This window comes from Nostoc mirabile CHAB5784 (assembly GCF_020829645.1).
Classification (GTDB): domain Bacteria; phylum Cyanobacteriota; class Cyanobacteriia; order Cyanobacteriales; family Nostocaceae; genus Nostoc; species Nostoc mirabile.
Genome location: NZ_JAIVFS010000033.1, coordinates 70,501 through 86,531, shown reverse-complemented (window position 1 = coordinate 86,531; position 16,031 = coordinate 70,501). Strand labels below are relative to the sequence as shown.

The window sequence follows — 16,031 nt, the reverse complement described above, 5'->3', positions numbered from 1 at the left end:
ACAGTAACTCCACCACGTAAAGAAGCATCTGTTGCTGTTTAATACCTTAGATTATTCATACTTTTGCTAAGTCTCTGATTAACTCAGCCCTGCTGGGTCATTTTGTATAGCTTAGTCTAAACTCCAGAGCCAATAATAGCGCCTGGATTTAACTCTGTTTAATTATCAGGAGCAAAGCGCGATTCTCCTGTGGAAAGTCTGTGCGATCGCGTGCAGAATATTTACAGTGTTGCCTAAAATTATGGATAATTCCCCAGTGGTCGCTCAAGCAGATGCATCCTTAGCAAATTACACTCAGGAAAGTATACATCTAGTGGAGTCAGCAGTTGGATTGAATTCACCACCAAAGGAAAAGATCGGAAGTGACTTTGACTCTCGCATGATGCTGCGGTGTTTGGAACTTGCTCGCCGCGCTTTAGGACGGACTTCGCCAAATCCGCTAGTGGGAGCGGTGATTGTCAAGGATGGCGAGATTGTAGGCGAAGGGTTTCATCCTCGTGCAGGTGAGCCTCATGCAGAAGTGTTTGCCTTGAGGGCAGCAGGGGATCGCGCTCGTGGTGCAACAATCTATGTCAGCCTAGAACCTTGCAATCACTATGGGCGTACTCCCCCTTGTTCAGAAGGATTGATCGAAGCAGGGGTGGCAAAAGTGGTGGTGGGTATGGTTGATCCCAATCCCCTGGTAGCTGGAGGTGGTATTGCCCGTTTACGTGCGGCGGGGATCGAGGTGTTGGTGGGAGTAGAAGAATCAGCTTGTCATCAGCTAAATGAAGCTTTTGTGCATCGCATTCTCTACAAACGACCTTTGGGAATTTTAAAATATGCCATGACTTTAGATGGCAAAATTGCTACCACCTCTGGTCATAGCACCTGGGTAACAAGCCAAGAAGCCCGCAGTGAAGTACATCAGCTGCGGGCGGCTTGTGATGCAATAATTGTCGGCGGTAATACAGTTCGACAAGATAATCCTTATTTAACCACCCGTCAAGTAGAGGCACATAAACCCCTGCGGGTGGTAATGAGTCGCCATCTCAACTTACCGGAAAATGCCCATCTGTGGCAAACTGCGGATGCTCCAACTTTGGTGTTGACAGAGAAGGGTGCTAATCCCGACTTCCAAGAACTGTTGCTCAAGCAGGGGGTGGAAGTGGTGGAATTAACATCACTGACACCAGATAAGGCTATGGCGTACTTGTATGAGCGGGGTTTTTGTAGCGTCTTGTGGGAATGTGGTGGTACTTTAGCTGCTAGTGCGATCGCTCAAGGAGCAGTGCAAAAAGTTTTGGCATTTATTGCCCCGAAAATCATTGGTGGCAGCATTGCTCCCACACCTGTGGGCGATTTAGGTTTTACTACCATGACTGAGGCATTGTCTTTAGAACGTGTTCGTTGGCGTGTAGTCGGCTCTGACTGCTTAGTGGAAGGTTATTTTCCCCAAAAAGCCAATAGTCAATAGTAATAACACTTGACTATCAATCAATTCATCGTGATTTTGCTATCATGAACACTGACGTTCATGGGCAATATCACGTATAAGGGCTAGCCGAGATTGAATGTAGTGGCACAGATAATCAGTTTCGTTAGAATCTAACAACACTTGTGTTTCGGTTTGTTTTACTAACCACTGCACCAAGCTAGCATCATCCAGTTGTAAGAGGAGCTTGGCTTGGGCAGTTTCAACCACTGACCAAAGCTGACGCATGATTATAGGAGTCATCAGACCTCAATTGAATAATTAGCTTCGCTGTCTTTAGATTACACAATTACCATCGCACTTTACGACATGCATGTAGAAGCTGAGACAAGTATTATTAAAAAGTTAATAATGGTATTTATAACTTTATGAAGATTAAGAATTTGAAACTCAGTTTTGAAAATGGGAATTGGGTATTAGTTAGGACTCATCATTTAACTAATGACAAATGACAAATGACTAACTATATTGAATCCTGAATCTGTCTTATAGGATACAAAAAATTAAATTCTGAGGACAATGTTTACCAGGAATTTAACTCAATTCCGTGGGTTTAAGTCCCCCGGTTCAATAAAAATTTTGTTTTGTGTTGGGGTTAAATCCCCATTACAAAACAAAATTTACGAAAGCGTTGCGTTAGCGAGTCCGCGTACTCTTACAGAGAAGCAAGCTACGCGCAGCGTCTCGTAGAGAGCGTCATTACGAATTACGAATTACGAATTATTTAACACCTTTTAGCTGTAGATGGACTCACAAAATCATGTAAATTTGCATCCCAAATGCTGATGTAAATAAAATTACATTGTTGGCGGATAATCTGACCCTTGACTGAGCCATTATTAAAACTAAAATGATCAGACTGACGCTGTTGTACCTGTTTGAGTCCCTGCTTTATATCTTCAGTGGCTTGCCCAGCTAACATTCCATTCAAGGTAGTCTCCATTACCTGCGGGTCTACGGATTCGGCAAAAGATACCTCAGTTTGACGCAGCACTTTAGAATTCCGATCAAATAAGTAGCCAAGGTCAATTTTGTCTGGCACTAGTTTGTAAACGACAGCACGAGTCTTGCCCCATGCGCCTCTTAAATCTTGATTTGGTTTGCCGAGGGTAGCTTCTACGATGTTTCTTGGTGTACCTGTAGGGAATGCGGGAACGCTTTGCCTGCTGGTAGTGGCAGCTAATTTACTGCGCGGCTTCTTCTGTGGCGTGGAACGCATTTCTGGTGTGGGAACTGGGCTGGCATTGCCTAAAACAGGCATCGCCTCATTCTCTGGTTCTGCCTGTGGTGTGGATACTGCTACTGGTGCTGGAGTATCTGAAGTTACAGGCTCTTTTTCTGGCTGTGGTATAGATACAACTGGGGTATCAGAAATTGGCAAAGGATCGGGAATTACTCGCTCTTTTGGTCGTGAGGTCGGTACAATTGGGATTGGAGAAGTTTGGGACGAAACGGGCGGTTCAGTAGATGCAGGAGTGGGGTTTGTGGCAATAGTTGTTTCTGGTTTTTGCTGACGAGTGATGTTAGAAATTGCTACTGCACCAAGCAAACCGCCTATCAGCAAACTACCAACAATTACAGCAGGTTTTTGCCAGTTTCCACTCCTGGAAGACGGTGCGATCGCAGAATTTTTTTGCGGTGAATACAATACCTGGGTTTGTCGAGTCGATGTAGTGGGAGAAAAACTAACTGTGGGAGTATTTCCAGCAAACTCAGTAGGTATATTACTAGCAGACTGCAAGGCATGTAGCATTTTACTAGCAGTGCTATAGCGATCGCCAGCATGAGGCTTAATTGCTTGATTGAGTACCGCCGCCAATTGGGAAGAGACATCAGGGGCGTGATCTTGCCAAAGTATTTCCCCAGTTTTGAGATCAGTTTGTAATTCCTGCGGGTGTTTGCCAGTCAACAGATAAATTGCCGTTAAGCCTAAGCTGTAGATATCAGTGGCGTAAACTGGGCGGCCAACAGCTTGTTCACTCGGCATATAGCCAGGCGTACCAATCACGAGCGATCGCGTGGGGTATCCTGGAGAATTCACCACAGAACGGATTGTTTCTTTGACTGCACCAAAATCAATCAAAACTGGCTTGCCATCAACAGAACGGAGAATAATGTTCTCAGGCTTAATATCCCGGTGAATAATGCCTTTGCTATGGACATAATCTAAAACCCAAAGCAGACTCAAGAGAATTTGGCGAACAGCAGTTTCACTCTCAAATCCTTTGGCTTCGACAATTTTTGTCAAGGTTTGGCCGTGAATCCATTCTTGGACGAGGTAAAATTGCCCATTCTCAGAAAAGTAGGCGTAGAGTTTCGGAATTTGGTTACTACTTTCACCCAAAAACTCCAAGGTTGCTGCTTCCCGTTCAAACCGTTGTTGGATAATTTGGTAGGTTTGCGGGTCATTATTGGTTATCGGTTTTAGTTGCTTGATCACACAGCGACGGCGAGAAGGCATATGGACATCTTCTGCCAGAAAGGTTTCGCCAAACCCACCAGCGCCGATTATCTGGATAACTTGATAGCGATTGTTTAGCAGGGTTAAAGTCATGAAAAATCACAAGCGTAGACACCGGAGACATTCCGCCTCTGGGCTTGTCGTCAGACATCGCCCTTTCCAAATGTACATCAGATGAGTTCATGAGTTATGAACACTGAAATTTTGAACGCCATCCGTTCCCAATAGTTTATTGGTAGAGTGATGCCGTGAATTCGTTTAGCGTAGGCATAGCCCAATACAGTTCAGTTAGCGGCAAAAACCATAAACTGCGTAGGTTGGGTGGAGGAACGAAACCCAACCTACGACGCGGGTTTGTTGGGTAACACTTAAGTTCCACCCAACCTACGATTATCCTTAGAGGATGTTTTAAAAGTCCTATTGTAGGTATCAAAACGTTCTAGATCCTCCTAAATCCCCCGATAAATTGGGGGACTTTGATTCCGGTTCCCCCCAATTTATCGGGGGGTTAGGGGGGATCAATAAGTGCAAAGATACAGCCAAATACTTTTAAAACATCCTCTTAACTGAACCGTATTGAGGCATAGCCCGTCGTAGACATTGCTTTTAGGTCTGCATTGCGGGCTGGAAGACTAGAAAAACTTAAGATAGCTGAGATTTTGAGAGAAAACCTAAGTTCGAGTACTTGCTGTCGTGCTGTAATCATTAAAAAGCTGTTGGCAAAATTTCCGCAGTAGGGGATTGTTTGTGCAAATAGAGAATGGGGGATGGGAAATTAGATGAGGTAAGGAGAAAAATACCAAATTTATTACTAATTGCAGATTGATTTTACATTAAAACTGCGACCACAGAGGGTAGTTTAGCAAGACTGCTTAAACAATACAACAACGAATTTCACCCTTTGACTCAGCCGATAGTGCAATGGCAAGAGCCGATAAATTGAGTCAATCTGTTTATATATAGCAGTCCTAAATCATTTATGAAAATTTCTGTTGATTCTTCTCTCTGTGTCTCTCTTGCCTCTGTGGTTCGATTAAAAAGTAATTTCCACAACTCAGATAGGATTACTATATATTATTAACTTAGTCAAAAATTTCGGTAATGGAATCTAATATCAAGTCCGGGTAATTAGTTATGATATCATGTCCGCATAATTAGTTATGATTCCCACAGTCATTGCACCCCACCCCGCCAAAGCTACGCTTTGTCTCCCCTCCCCGCTTGCGGGGAGGGGATTAAGGGGTGGGGTTCTTCGGGTTTAATAAGTAATCAAGCGGACATGATATGATTCCCATAGTCATTGCACCTCTCTTTGCCTGCGAGGGGGTTCTTGAGGTTTAGTAAGTAATCAAGCGGACATCACATAACAGCTTTAAGATTGCTTTTTACAGAGTGCTGGCAAGTTTTAAATCTTGGTTATCTTTGACAGCGAAGTACTTATACTTATCTTAATTAATGAGGTCATCCACTTTACTCCCGATTTGCTTTTTTCATAAACAATGCTCAATGAAATAAACCAATTGTTGCTTCTGAGCGTCCCTGCTTCCTTAGTTTGAGAATTAAATTTTTATTTAACCAAAAAACTCAAGTATTACTTGTTCATTTAGGTACTCTTATGAAAAAATTGATTAAAGGTTTGCGCGAATTCAAAAGTAGTTATTTTTCCGCCAATGAAGAACTGTTTGAACAACTTTCTCATGGTCAAAAACCCAGAGTACTATTTATTACTTGTTCAGATTCGCGTATCGATCCAAACCTGATTACACAAGCCGGGTTAGGTGAATTGTTTGTTATCCGCAATGCAGGCAACATTATTCCACCATTTGGTGCGACTAATGGCGGTGAAGGGGCAACAATTGAATATGCTATTCAAGCATTAGATATTCAACAAATTATTGTCTGTGGTCACTCGCATTGTGGTGCTATGAAAGGGTTAATGAAGTTAGACAGCTTGCGGGTAGAAATGCCGCTTGTACATGACTGGCTCAAGTATGCAGAGGCAACCCGACGACTGGTAAAAGACAATTATAGCCACTACGAAGGGGAAGAACTCTTAGAAATAATTATTGCTGAGAATGTACTCACCCAAATCGAAAACTTACGGACTTATCCGGTGATTCACTCTAAGCTCCACCAAGGGCAAATCAGTATTTATGCTTGGATTTATCAAATCGAGACAGGAGAAATTTTGGCATACGATTCAGAAAAGCACGCCTATGTCTTGCCTCAAAATCAGCTTCTCCCATCGGAGATAGATGAGACGTTACTTAGCCCGCCTTTAACTAGCAATGTGGAAATACATTTCACTAAAACTCAACAACGGGCGTTTCAATCGTCCCAGGAACTCCCTATTTCCACAGATCAATGGTTTCCAATGACAGTGCTTTCTCCAGAGCAAATGGAGCGAATTTATCGAGGCTCGACAACAAAGTAAAAATGTAAAGCATGGAAAATCCCTCTCAAACTGTCACAGAGCAAATTTAATAACTTAAGCCTTGAAATATGAAAAGATAGTCAAAATAATTCGTAATTTATAATTCGTAATTCGTAATTATTACCCCACGACTGAAGTCGCTTGCTCTGAAATAAGGAATAAATTTATTTGTCTCCATAAAATGTTAGTTAGTTGCTCTGTACCTTTAATTACGAATTACGAATTACGAATTACGAATTAGTAATTATTTGGTCAAAGGTCACGGATATTTTGAGACTAAGTTGAGAGTATTTTTAATCGGTAATTCCATTTGGTTTGCGTTTCCTCAATCACTTTTAGTCTAAACTCCAGTTAGTAAACGTCACCATCAAAAAGGGATGGAAATCACAGATACGATCGCATCTGTGATTTGAGCAATATTGCTAGAATTACTAAAGTTTGAACAAATTAACTAAGGTTTACAGCTACCTAAGTGAATTCTATAGTCTCAACAAACTCTAAAATACTCTCCTTGATGTCTTCAGCTTCTTCTTCAAGGGAATCGGGAGTTTCGCCGTTAATAAAGCTGTGCTGACTACTAACTATATACAAAAATTCACCACTGATAAAGGAGAGCAGCCCCCGGTACGCATCTAATCTGATAGCAGTTCCATTATTTTCTTGCTTAGAAATCGTCGAACCTTTGGGCATATCGATTAACACGTAGTAAGCGCCTCGCAAAGTGTCTGCCAGATATTCGGTATACTCCACAGAAGCATCTGGTACATTGGCAAAAATCGCCTGGGGTACGTACTTGTCTACTAAGATTGTTTGTAAATATTCTTCTTGTCCAACAGACTCCAGTTCCTCTAACTGTTCCAAAGGGAAAGGATAATAATCGATTCTCAGCAAAGTACCGATGTCATCAGAAAAGCCAACGACTCCTTCCTGACTTTGAATTCTACCGCCCTGCTGCGGATCAACCGGAATTGGCACGGTAAAATTGCCTAAAGGGGATTGATATGTCTGTTCACTAAAATCTTCTATGACTACTGTCTCATCTTCGTCGTCGTCTGCATATTCTTCTTCTGCTTCTTTAAAGGCTGCAATTACCTCCTTAATGATTTCCTCTGCTTCTTCATCCTCCAGTTCTAAGGCTGCTTGTAGCTTTTTGAGGTAAGGTTGTTTCGATTTGGGGATGGCGAGTTCTTCGTCTAAAAGCACTATCACTCCAGCAGCAAAACCATCCAGCACTAATTCGTCTGAGAGAGATACTTTGGCAACATTAAATAAAGGCCCAATTCCCTCTTCTTCTGCAATGGCTAGGAGTCGATCAACTATTTCGGCGATTTCATCCTCTGAGTATTCCTCGAAAACCTCGAATTCCCAGAGAATACCCGCTAAACTTTCTGCATCTACATCTTCAATAGATGAATCAGCGATCGCAGTGACAGTTGCGATCGCCGCCACCGCTTCCTCTGGACTTAGCGATTCCTCTGATGTCTTTGGTGAGTTAAAAACCTTGTCATATTTGGTCATAAATGCTACCTAAATTAATTCCTTGATAGTAATAACAGATTGAAAGTGACAATGGTCAGTTTACCAATGGAGCGAATTTTCTAGAGAAAAAGTTGGCTAACAGGTAGTTTACTCACTATTGCTCAGGTATAACAAAATCTTGTTGACAGCTAATCTCCAAGGAGTTGAGGTATTCTAAAATCTGTTGTCGAATATACACTTAAACACGGCTTAGGCTCAATATTTACCGCAAGTCAACTTAATTAAATATTGTAAATTTTTGTTATCAAGTAATTACCCTTAATGAGTGCTATATTCCTTTGTTTTTATCCTCTAGCAGATGAATTATATCTATCGATAGAATTATAAACTAGCTAGCGATAGATACCTATACCGTGGGCAGGATGTCACAATACCAAAGTTTGTAGTGACATACAATACTCGAAACATTGTACTGTTGGTCTACAAGTATGAATTACATGAAATTTTGAGTTTTTTATGGTACAAACCCCTCCATCTCAGTTTTCACCAGATCAATACAAAGTTGATTCTGCACAAGAAAAAGTACAAGCTATTATAGAAACACCACCATCAGATACTGAGATTGACTTAGAGTTTCTTTACACCAGAGATATTGAATTTCGTCAGGAAACCATTTACTTTCTTGTGGTTGATCGCTTTTATGATGGCGATCCAGATAACAGCGAAGGTGCAAACTCAGAACTGTACGATCCAACTAGACAAGATTGGGGTAAGTACTGGGGTGGCGACTTGCAAGGTGTCATCGATAAATTAGATTATCTCAAAAACATGGGGGTGACAGCGCTTTGGCTAACTCCACTGTTTGAGCAGGTTGAAGAGTTATTTGTTGGAAATGCAGCCCTACATGGCTATTGGACAAAAGACTTTAAGCGGCTCAATCCTCGCTACATTGCTGATGGAGAAAATCCTTCTTTAAACGCTACGCAAGAAGAAAAAAATACAACCTTTGATCGGTTAATTACAGAACTGCACAAGCGGAATATGAAGCTGGTGCTAGATATTGTCTGCAACCATAGCAGCCCTGACACTAGCGGTAGTAAAGGTGAATTGTATGATGATGGCGTTAAAATTGCTGATTTCAATGATGATGTCAATCATTGGTATCACCACTATGGCGAAGTGCAAAACTGGGAAGACGATTGGCAAGTACAGAACTGTGAACTATCTGGTCTAGCAACCTTCAATGAAAACAATACTGAATATCGTCAGTATATCAAATCAGCCATAAAACAATGGCTAGACCGGGGTGTGGATGCACTGCGGGTGGATACTGTCAAGCACATGCCGATCTGGTTTTGGCAAGAATTCACTGGTGATATGACCAATCACAAACCAGATGTATTCATTTTTGGTGAATGGATTTACAGTAATCCTACTGACGATCGCTCGGTGGAATTTGTTAACCACTCAGGCATGACACTTCTAGACTTTGGGTTATGTGTGGCAATTCGAGCCGCACTGGGGCAAGGTTCAGAAAACGGATTCCAGACAATTCAATACATTTTTGACCAAGATTATCGCTACAACGGGGCAGCAGAGTTAGTCACTTTCATCGATAACCATGATATGTGCCGCTTCCAATCGCTGAACCCTGATCCAGCGATGTTGAAAGTTGCGATCGCCTTAATTATGACCTGTCGCGGCATTCCCTGCATCTATTACGGTACAGAACAATATCTGCATGATGATACCGATGGCGGTAACGATCCATATAACCGCCCAATGATGGAAAATTGGGATACTGAGAGTGAAATTTATCGTTGCATCAGACTGCTGTCTGGCTTACGGCGACTGAATCCAGCCGTATCAATGGGTAGCCACTGGCAAAAATACTTAACACCAGATATTTACTGTTATGTACGCCGCTATCGTGACTCTGTGTGTTTTGTAGCTTTAAACCGGGGAGGAGAAGTTACTCTACCAGAAGTAGAAACAGAATTGCCCGATGGAGAACATACTTGCGTTGTGACTCGCAACAAGTATGAAGTCAAAGACGGCAAGATTTATGACCTAGTATTAGAAGAACGCGGAGTGCTTGTTTTCAGCCACGTTGGCGAACGGATCAAAGCACAAACAATTGTTCGCGTCCAACTCAATGGCGTGGATACCCAACCCGGTGAAATCATTGTGGTGACAGGAGATTGCCCAGAGTTGGGTAACTGGGATATCAGCAAAGCATATCCTTTAGAGTACATTAACTCGAATACCTGGTCTGCGGAGATTCCCTTTGATGAGAGTACTGGTAAGCTGATTGCTTATAAATATGCCATGTGGCGCGAAGGGCGATCGCCTCTGCGCGAAAATCTCGTAAATCGCCGTTGGGTGATTGCCAAAGAAGGCACTGTAAAATGGCGTGATACCTGGGCATCGGGACGGGAGTCTTAGAAATATAGAATGAGGTAGAGTGAAGGATTAAATTTTGATTCTTCACTCTTCATTATTTATAAATTTAAAGTAACAAAAAATACACAAATAAGCGTATTGAACCGCAGTTTGCGCCATAGTGTAGTAGTTAGATGCTTTAGTAATTTTGTACTGATGAGACTCTTCTCCTACTGCCTACGTTATGATGATGGCGCGGCTCCTAACCCATTCTGGGAACTTTGCACTCTCGCAGTTTGCAAGCCTGTAATCCGACGAGTAGCAAGCATTGGAGATTGGGTTTTAGGATTTGGTTCTACACAGTCACCAATTGGGAATATTGCCGATTACGTTGTATATGCGATGCGGGCGTCGCTGAGTGATTGCGAAAGAAGCCACTGTAAAATAGCGTCATACTTGGGTATCGGGAAGAGAATCGTAGAAATTTCAGATAGTCAGCCGCTACACGTCTATGTATGCGATACTCTGATTTCTAAATATTTCTTTAATATATTTTAGTTTACAGTGATCTGGATCACACCATTTTGTCAGTAAAAACAGGTAATATCAAGCAGATAAACAGCCAAAAGCTGTTAAAAAGAGGGGCAAAAAGGCTTTAGCTTTTACAGGATAAAAGAATAGATGATACCTTTATGATCGCTAAACTCAGCAGTTTTTAATACTTACCAACCAAGTCATCTAAAAAAAATGAGAAAAAGGTAAATGGTAATGTTCGACCTACTACTGAAAAATCAATTAAGTGCTCCAAAAAAACTAAAATTTAAAAATGAAATTTTGGCACGAGTTCAAGGTCGAAATTCAGAAGCTTTAAATGACGAAATAAAATTTTATAAAACTGAATTGCTTCCCTATTTTATAAAGTTGAGCCAACAGAATCCCGTTTTTAGTGTTACAGAGCAATTACGGCTTTTAGTGGGTGTTTGGACACCAATCTGGTCTACAATATCGTTTCATGAAAGTTTACCGCAAAGAATACAAGAGCAGTCCTTCCAAATTTTCCAGCATGATGGTTACTGTGCCAGTGTAGCTCGCTATATAATGGGAAAAGAGCAGTCTTTATCTGAGAATTTTCAATCAAGATTACCAGCGTATGATTTCATGTTAATCCAAAAATATGGAGTTCAAAATGGTAAATGGTATCTTCAAAACATTGATAGATTTCAGGCTTTTACAAATAGAGAAAATCCTCTAACTTTAGAATCAGTATACAACTGGTTTACTCATGTAGTTAACACTAAAGTCAAACTGAATGCGTCAAAATTGCTTTTACCTAAAGCTCTAAAATTAGAAAGTATTGAGATAAATCATGCTAATGAATTTAAAAAAACATCCTTAGTAACTTTTCAAGTCTTTGAGCATTTATATATAGATAATGACTTGCGACTTGTGAAAACTCAAACAGATGCCTCACATTTACCTAGCTATACGATTGCAGTGAAAAGGCAATAAGTATCGATTGGTGAATGCCTCAGCTACCTGTTTGATTCAGACAACGATCGCCAAATTCTTGTTCAATTCCACCGCATATATAATGCCTTAACTCCTGGGGGTGTATTCATCTTCGACATTGCAACAACAGAACAAGTCGCACAGGGAACCACAAGTAAGGGGTTCACTGAAGGAGATGACTGGGTAGTATTCGTTGAAAAGGAAGAGGATCAAGAGCAAATAACTTTGACTTGTCGAATTATCAGTTTCCGCAAGGTAGGGGAACACTATAGACGATCTGACGAAGTACACTACTTGCGGTTATACGAAGTGACAACTGTTGAAAGTGAACTTCAGCGCGTGGGCTTTGAAGTTGAAACAACCCATAGTTATGGTAAATACCTACTGTCTAAGAGGATGAATGAACAAGTCTAATTTATTACTAGCCCTAGCGACTAGAAGTCGCGCGCCAGTTGCAAGGCTCGTCGGCAGAGCCGGACGCCAGGTGCCTCAAGTCGGGAAACCCGCCCACAGCACTGGCTCCCCAACGCACTGGCTTGGCTACATAAGACAAAACCTACCTCCGTGGGTTATAAAACCCTTGATTTTGCATTCAGTCTACGGAGGTAGACTTTGATTGTGTAGTAGCGAATTCTATTCGCCTAATACTTTTCAAACATCCTCTAAGGGTCATGTAGCATTCATTGCACGCAAACCATATGAATAAATATCTGAATTAAATCTAATATCTAATTTTTTTGCTATGGTGATCCCAAAGGAATTGTTAAGTAATTACGAGGTGTCTAATCAAGTGACTAGTCAGTGATTTTGTATATTAAAATACAAATCTCTAGAGATATTTTCTCTATAAAGTGGATCTGTTTTGTTACTTATTCGGTTGGGCAATACGCGCTTCAATATCTTCCAATGTTTGTAACAATAGACGACTTGCCTGCAATTGCCAACCCCATTTCTGAATTCTAAAAGCTAATACAGTTCCAACTATAGCAGCTAACAAACCTATGGGTTGATTTAAAGAAATTCCAAATAACAAACCCAATCCAGCAATTCCCCAAAATGGTAAAGCTGCTGCTTGTCTTTGTTCTTCCACAATTTGAGTAATCATATTAGAAGATTGCTTAGTAGCAAGTAATGCCTCTTTGACTTGTCGCTGTTCGGCTGCCGATACTGATAAACCTATTTTGCGCCGTAGTTTTTCAATTTTGCGGGCATCTGTGCTGTACTCAGTTAGCTCATCTTCTGCCATTTTTAACAGTCGTTCTAGTTGCGCCATTGTGCATTGTATTCGATATTACGAAAGAGCCATTATCCCGAATAATTGTTATTTCTGGACTATATGGTATTTAATTACACAATCTATCACGCCAGTGGCTGGAAAATATAAATAAAATTGAATATAGGAAAAATATACTAGCGGTTACGCACTGACAAACTGAGTATAAACTTAAAAGGTAATTATGACTATAGTATCTAAAAGCACATTATCTCAATCTTCCCAAGAGCGATCGCTCATCTTGTGGTTTGATGAAGTTGGTATTGCTGATATTCCCGTTGTTGGTGGTAAAAATGCCTCACTAGGCGAAATGATTCAACAGCTAACGCCCAAAGGTATTAACGTTCCCACTGGATTTGCCACCACTGCTTACGCTTATCGTTATTTTATTCAATCAGCAGGTTTAGAAGCAAAGCTACGCAAACTCTTTGCTGACTTGGATGTTGAGGATGTCAAAAATTTACGAGAACGGGGGAAAAAAGCGCGATCGCTATTAATCCACACCCCATTTCCTGTAGAATTGCGAGAGGCGATCGCTAAAGCTTACCAGAGTCTTTGTGAACAATACAACGCAGAGACAGATGTTGCAGTCCGCTCCAGCGCCACTGCCGAAGACCTTCCAGATGCTAGTTTTGCTGGACAGCAGGAAACTTACCTCAACGTTGTCGGCGCTGAAGGAGTTTTAGCAGCTTGTCATAAATGCTTTGCTTCCATATTTACCGATCGCGCCATTTCTTATCGCCACACCAAAGGATTTGATCACTTTAGCATTGCTCTGGCTGTGGGTGTGCAAAAAATGGTGCGCTCTGACTTAGCAACCTCTGGGGTGATGTTCTCCATTGATACAGAAACCGGATTTAAGGATGCGGCACTGATTACAGCCGCCTATGGTTTAGGCGAAAACGTTGTCCAGGGGTCTGTAAATCCTGATGAATATTATGTTTTTAAACCAACTTTAAAAGCTGGTTTCCGCCCAATTATCGATAAAAAATTGGGTAGTAAAGAACTAAAAATGATTTATGATGACGGCTCCAAATTTACGAAAAATGTGTCTGTTTCGCCCAGCGAAAGAGGTAAATTTGCTCTGAATGATGAAGAGATTTTACAGCTAGCAAATTGGGCGTGTTTAATTGAAGACCATTATTCTCAAGTCCACGGTATTCCCACTCCAATGGATATCGAGTGGGCAAAAGATGGAATTACTAATCAACTTTTTATTGTGCAAGCACGTCCCGAAACCGTGCAGTCGCAGAAGATGGGAAATGTGTTGCGAAGTTATCGGTTGTTATTGGGGGATAGGGAATGGGGAATAGGGAATGGGGAAAAAACTTCCCAATCCCCACTCCCTGATTCCCAATCTCCAATCCCCCTTGTCATGGGACGCGCGATTGGGGAAGCTATTAGTCAAGGGAAAGTACGCCTAATTTTAGATGTTCAGAAACTCGAACAGTTCCAAGTTGGGGAAGTTTTGGTGACAGAGAGAACTGACCCCGATTGGGAACCAATTATGAAACGCGCCAGTGCAATTGTCACCAATTCTGGTGGTAGGACATGTCATGCAGCGATTATTGCGCGAGAATTGGGTGTACCTGCGATCGTGGGATGCGGCAATGCTACAGAAATTTTAAAACCTGGTCAAGAGGTAACAATTTCTTGCGCTGAAGGGGAAGAGGGAAAAGTTTATGCAGGCTTATTACCTTTTGAAGTGGAAGAAGTTCCTTTAGAGAACTTACCCCGCACCCGCACTCAAATTTTAATGAATGTGGGTAATCCCCAAGAAGCATTGAGTTTATCAGCAATTCCCAACGATGGGGTAGGTTTAGCACGGACAGAATTTATCATCGCTAACCAAATTCAAATTCATCCAATGGCATTGATTCACTATGATTTGTTAAAAGATGAATTTGCCAAAGCTAAAATTGCTGAAATTACTGCACTTTACGACGATAAACCCCAGTATTTTGTAGATAGATTAGCCCAAGGTATAGGTAGAATTGCGGCGGCATTTTATCCCAAACCAGTGATTGTGCGAATGTCAGATTTCAAAAGTAATGAATATGCCAATTTGTTAGGTGGGCGACAGTTTGAACCCCATGAAGAAAACCCAATGTTGGGTTGGCGGGGGGCAGCGCGTTACTATGATGAAGGCTACAGGGAAGCTTTTGCTCTAGAATGTCATGCTATTAAACGAGTACGGGAAGAGATGGGTTTGACGAATGTTATCCCGATGATTCCGTTTTGTCGTACTCCCGATGAAGGGCGTTTGGTTTTAGCAGAGATGGCAAAAAATGGTTTAAAGCAAGGTGTTAACGACTTGCAGGTTTATGTGATGTGCGAGTTACCCAGTAATGTTATTCTGGCTGAGGACTTTGCTGACGTATTTGATGGTTTCTCGATTGGTTCTAATGATTTAACTCAACTTACATTAGGGATAGACAGGGATTCGGCGTTGGTAGCCAGATTGTTTGATGAACGCAGTCCAGCTGTGAAACGAATGGTAAAAATGGCCATAGAAGCGGCGAAAAAATGCGATCGCAAAATCGGCATTTGTGGACAAGCACCCAGCGACTATCCAGAATTTGCCCAGTTTTTGGTTGAACAAGGAATTGACTCGATTAGTCTGAATCCAGATTCAGTTTTAAAGACAATGTTGGAAGTGGCAAAAGTCGAAGGTACTAATTCGTAATTCGAGTAATTTATAAGAATACTCGTTGAAAACCCTTGAGTAACAGGCGCGTAGCGCTGTATTACGTACTTCAGGCTGCGTGTTGAAAACGGTTAGAGGTGTTTACGCTTTACTTCACGTTTTGGTAAAATCAAGCCTAACAGGAACGGTAATCAACCTGTATAAAAACCCAACTGCCTAGCGGCAATCTGCACCTTGACAATTGAAGATAGGGGGTTCTATTCCATAGTTCTAGTTCCTGCCCAGGAATAGGTAAAATCTTCATGGAAACTAGACAATCAGAATTTAAATCAAACAAAATTTGGAATATCCAACTACCGAGGGGCACTCGGA

Annotated in this window: 10 protein-coding genes; 6 read left to right on the top strand and 4 right to left on the bottom strand. The window is 41.5% G+C overall.

Going from position 1 to position 16,031, the window contains the following annotated elements; translation table 11 throughout:
• The first annotated feature begins 241 nt into the window (after positions 1 to 241).
• Entirely contained in the window at positions 242 to 1,456 is a 1,215-nt protein-coding gene (ribD, locus tag LC653_RS21235; protein ID WP_229496773.1) for a bifunctional diaminohydroxyphosphoribosylaminopyrimidine deaminase/5-amino-6-(5-phosphoribosylamino)uracil reductase RibD, read from the top strand.
• Positions 1,457 to 1,498: 42 nt separating this feature from the next.
• Here the strand turns inward: ribD and LC653_RS21230 are convergent, their stop codons facing one another.
• Positions 1,499 to 1,717: a hypothetical protein gene (locus LC653_RS21230; protein ID WP_229496769.1), complete on the bottom strand. Its 219-nt coding sequence runs from the start codon at positions 1,715 to 1,717 to the stop codon at positions 1,499 to 1,501.
• 481 nt (positions 1,718 to 2,198) lie between these two features.
• The gene (locus LC653_RS21225; RefSeq protein WP_229496768.1) at positions 2,199 to 4,028 is read right to left on the bottom strand and encodes a serine/threonine-protein kinase; all 1,830 of its coding nucleotides are present in this window, start codon (positions 4,026 to 4,028) and stop codon (positions 2,199 to 2,201) included.
• Positions 4,029 to 5,550: 1,522 nt separating this feature from the next.
• Between LC653_RS21225 and LC653_RS21220 the strand changes: the two genes are divergently transcribed.
• Positions 5,551 to 6,369 (top strand): carbonic anhydrase, encoded by an 819-nt coding sequence (locus LC653_RS21220; RefSeq protein ID WP_229496767.1) that lies wholly within the window; start codon positions 5,551 to 5,553, stop codon positions 6,367 to 6,369.
• Positions 6,370 to 6,837: 468 nt separating this feature from the next.
• Here LC653_RS21220 and LC653_RS21215 read toward each other — a convergent pair whose 3' ends face one another.
• Positions 6,838 to 7,887 (bottom strand): tellurite resistance TerB family protein, encoded by a 1,050-nt coding sequence (locus LC653_RS21215; protein ID WP_229496766.1) that lies wholly within the window; start codon positions 7,885 to 7,887, stop codon positions 6,838 to 6,840.
• A 477-nt stretch (positions 7,888 to 8,364) separates the two neighbouring features.
• Here LC653_RS21215 and LC653_RS21210 point away from each other — a divergent pair, with 477 nt between their 5' ends.
• The 3 genes from LC653_RS21210 to LC653_RS21205 all read left to right on the top strand — a co-directional run bounded on the left by LC653_RS21210 (position 8,365) and on the right by LC653_RS21205 (position 11,739).
• The gene (locus LC653_RS21210; RefSeq protein ID WP_229496765.1) at positions 8,365 to 10,293 is read left to right on the top strand and encodes an alpha-amylase family glycosyl hydrolase; all 1,929 of its coding nucleotides are present in this window, start codon (positions 8,365 to 8,367) and stop codon (positions 10,291 to 10,293) included.
• A gap of 153 nt (positions 10,294 to 10,446) precedes the next feature.
• Positions 10,447 to 10,788, top strand: a complete 342-nt coding sequence (locus LC653_RS47405) for an Nmad2 family putative nucleotide modification protein (protein WP_372478205.1) — start codon at positions 10,447 to 10,449, stop codon at positions 10,786 to 10,788.
• A 210-nt stretch (positions 10,789 to 10,998) separates the two neighbouring features.
• Positions 10,999 to 11,739 (top strand): hypothetical protein, encoded by a 741-nt coding sequence (locus tag LC653_RS21205; RefSeq protein WP_229496764.1) that lies wholly within the window; start codon positions 10,999 to 11,001, stop codon positions 11,737 to 11,739.
• An 865-nt stretch (positions 11,740 to 12,604) separates the two neighbouring features.
• On the opposite strand, the gene LC653_RS21200 is transcribed toward LC653_RS21205, so the two are convergent.
• Positions 12,605 to 13,012: a hypothetical protein gene (locus LC653_RS21200; protein WP_229489097.1), complete on the bottom strand. Its 408-nt coding sequence runs from the start codon at positions 13,010 to 13,012 to the stop codon at positions 12,605 to 12,607.
• 184 nt (positions 13,013 to 13,196) lie between these two features.
• On the opposite strand from LC653_RS21200, the gene ppsA reads away from it, so the two are divergent.
• Positions 13,197 to 15,698 (top strand): phosphoenolpyruvate synthase, encoded by a 2,502-nt coding sequence (gene ppsA, locus LC653_RS21195; RefSeq protein WP_229496763.1) that lies wholly within the window; start codon positions 13,197 to 13,199, stop codon positions 15,696 to 15,698.
• Positions 15,699 to 16,031: the final 333 nt, after the last annotated feature.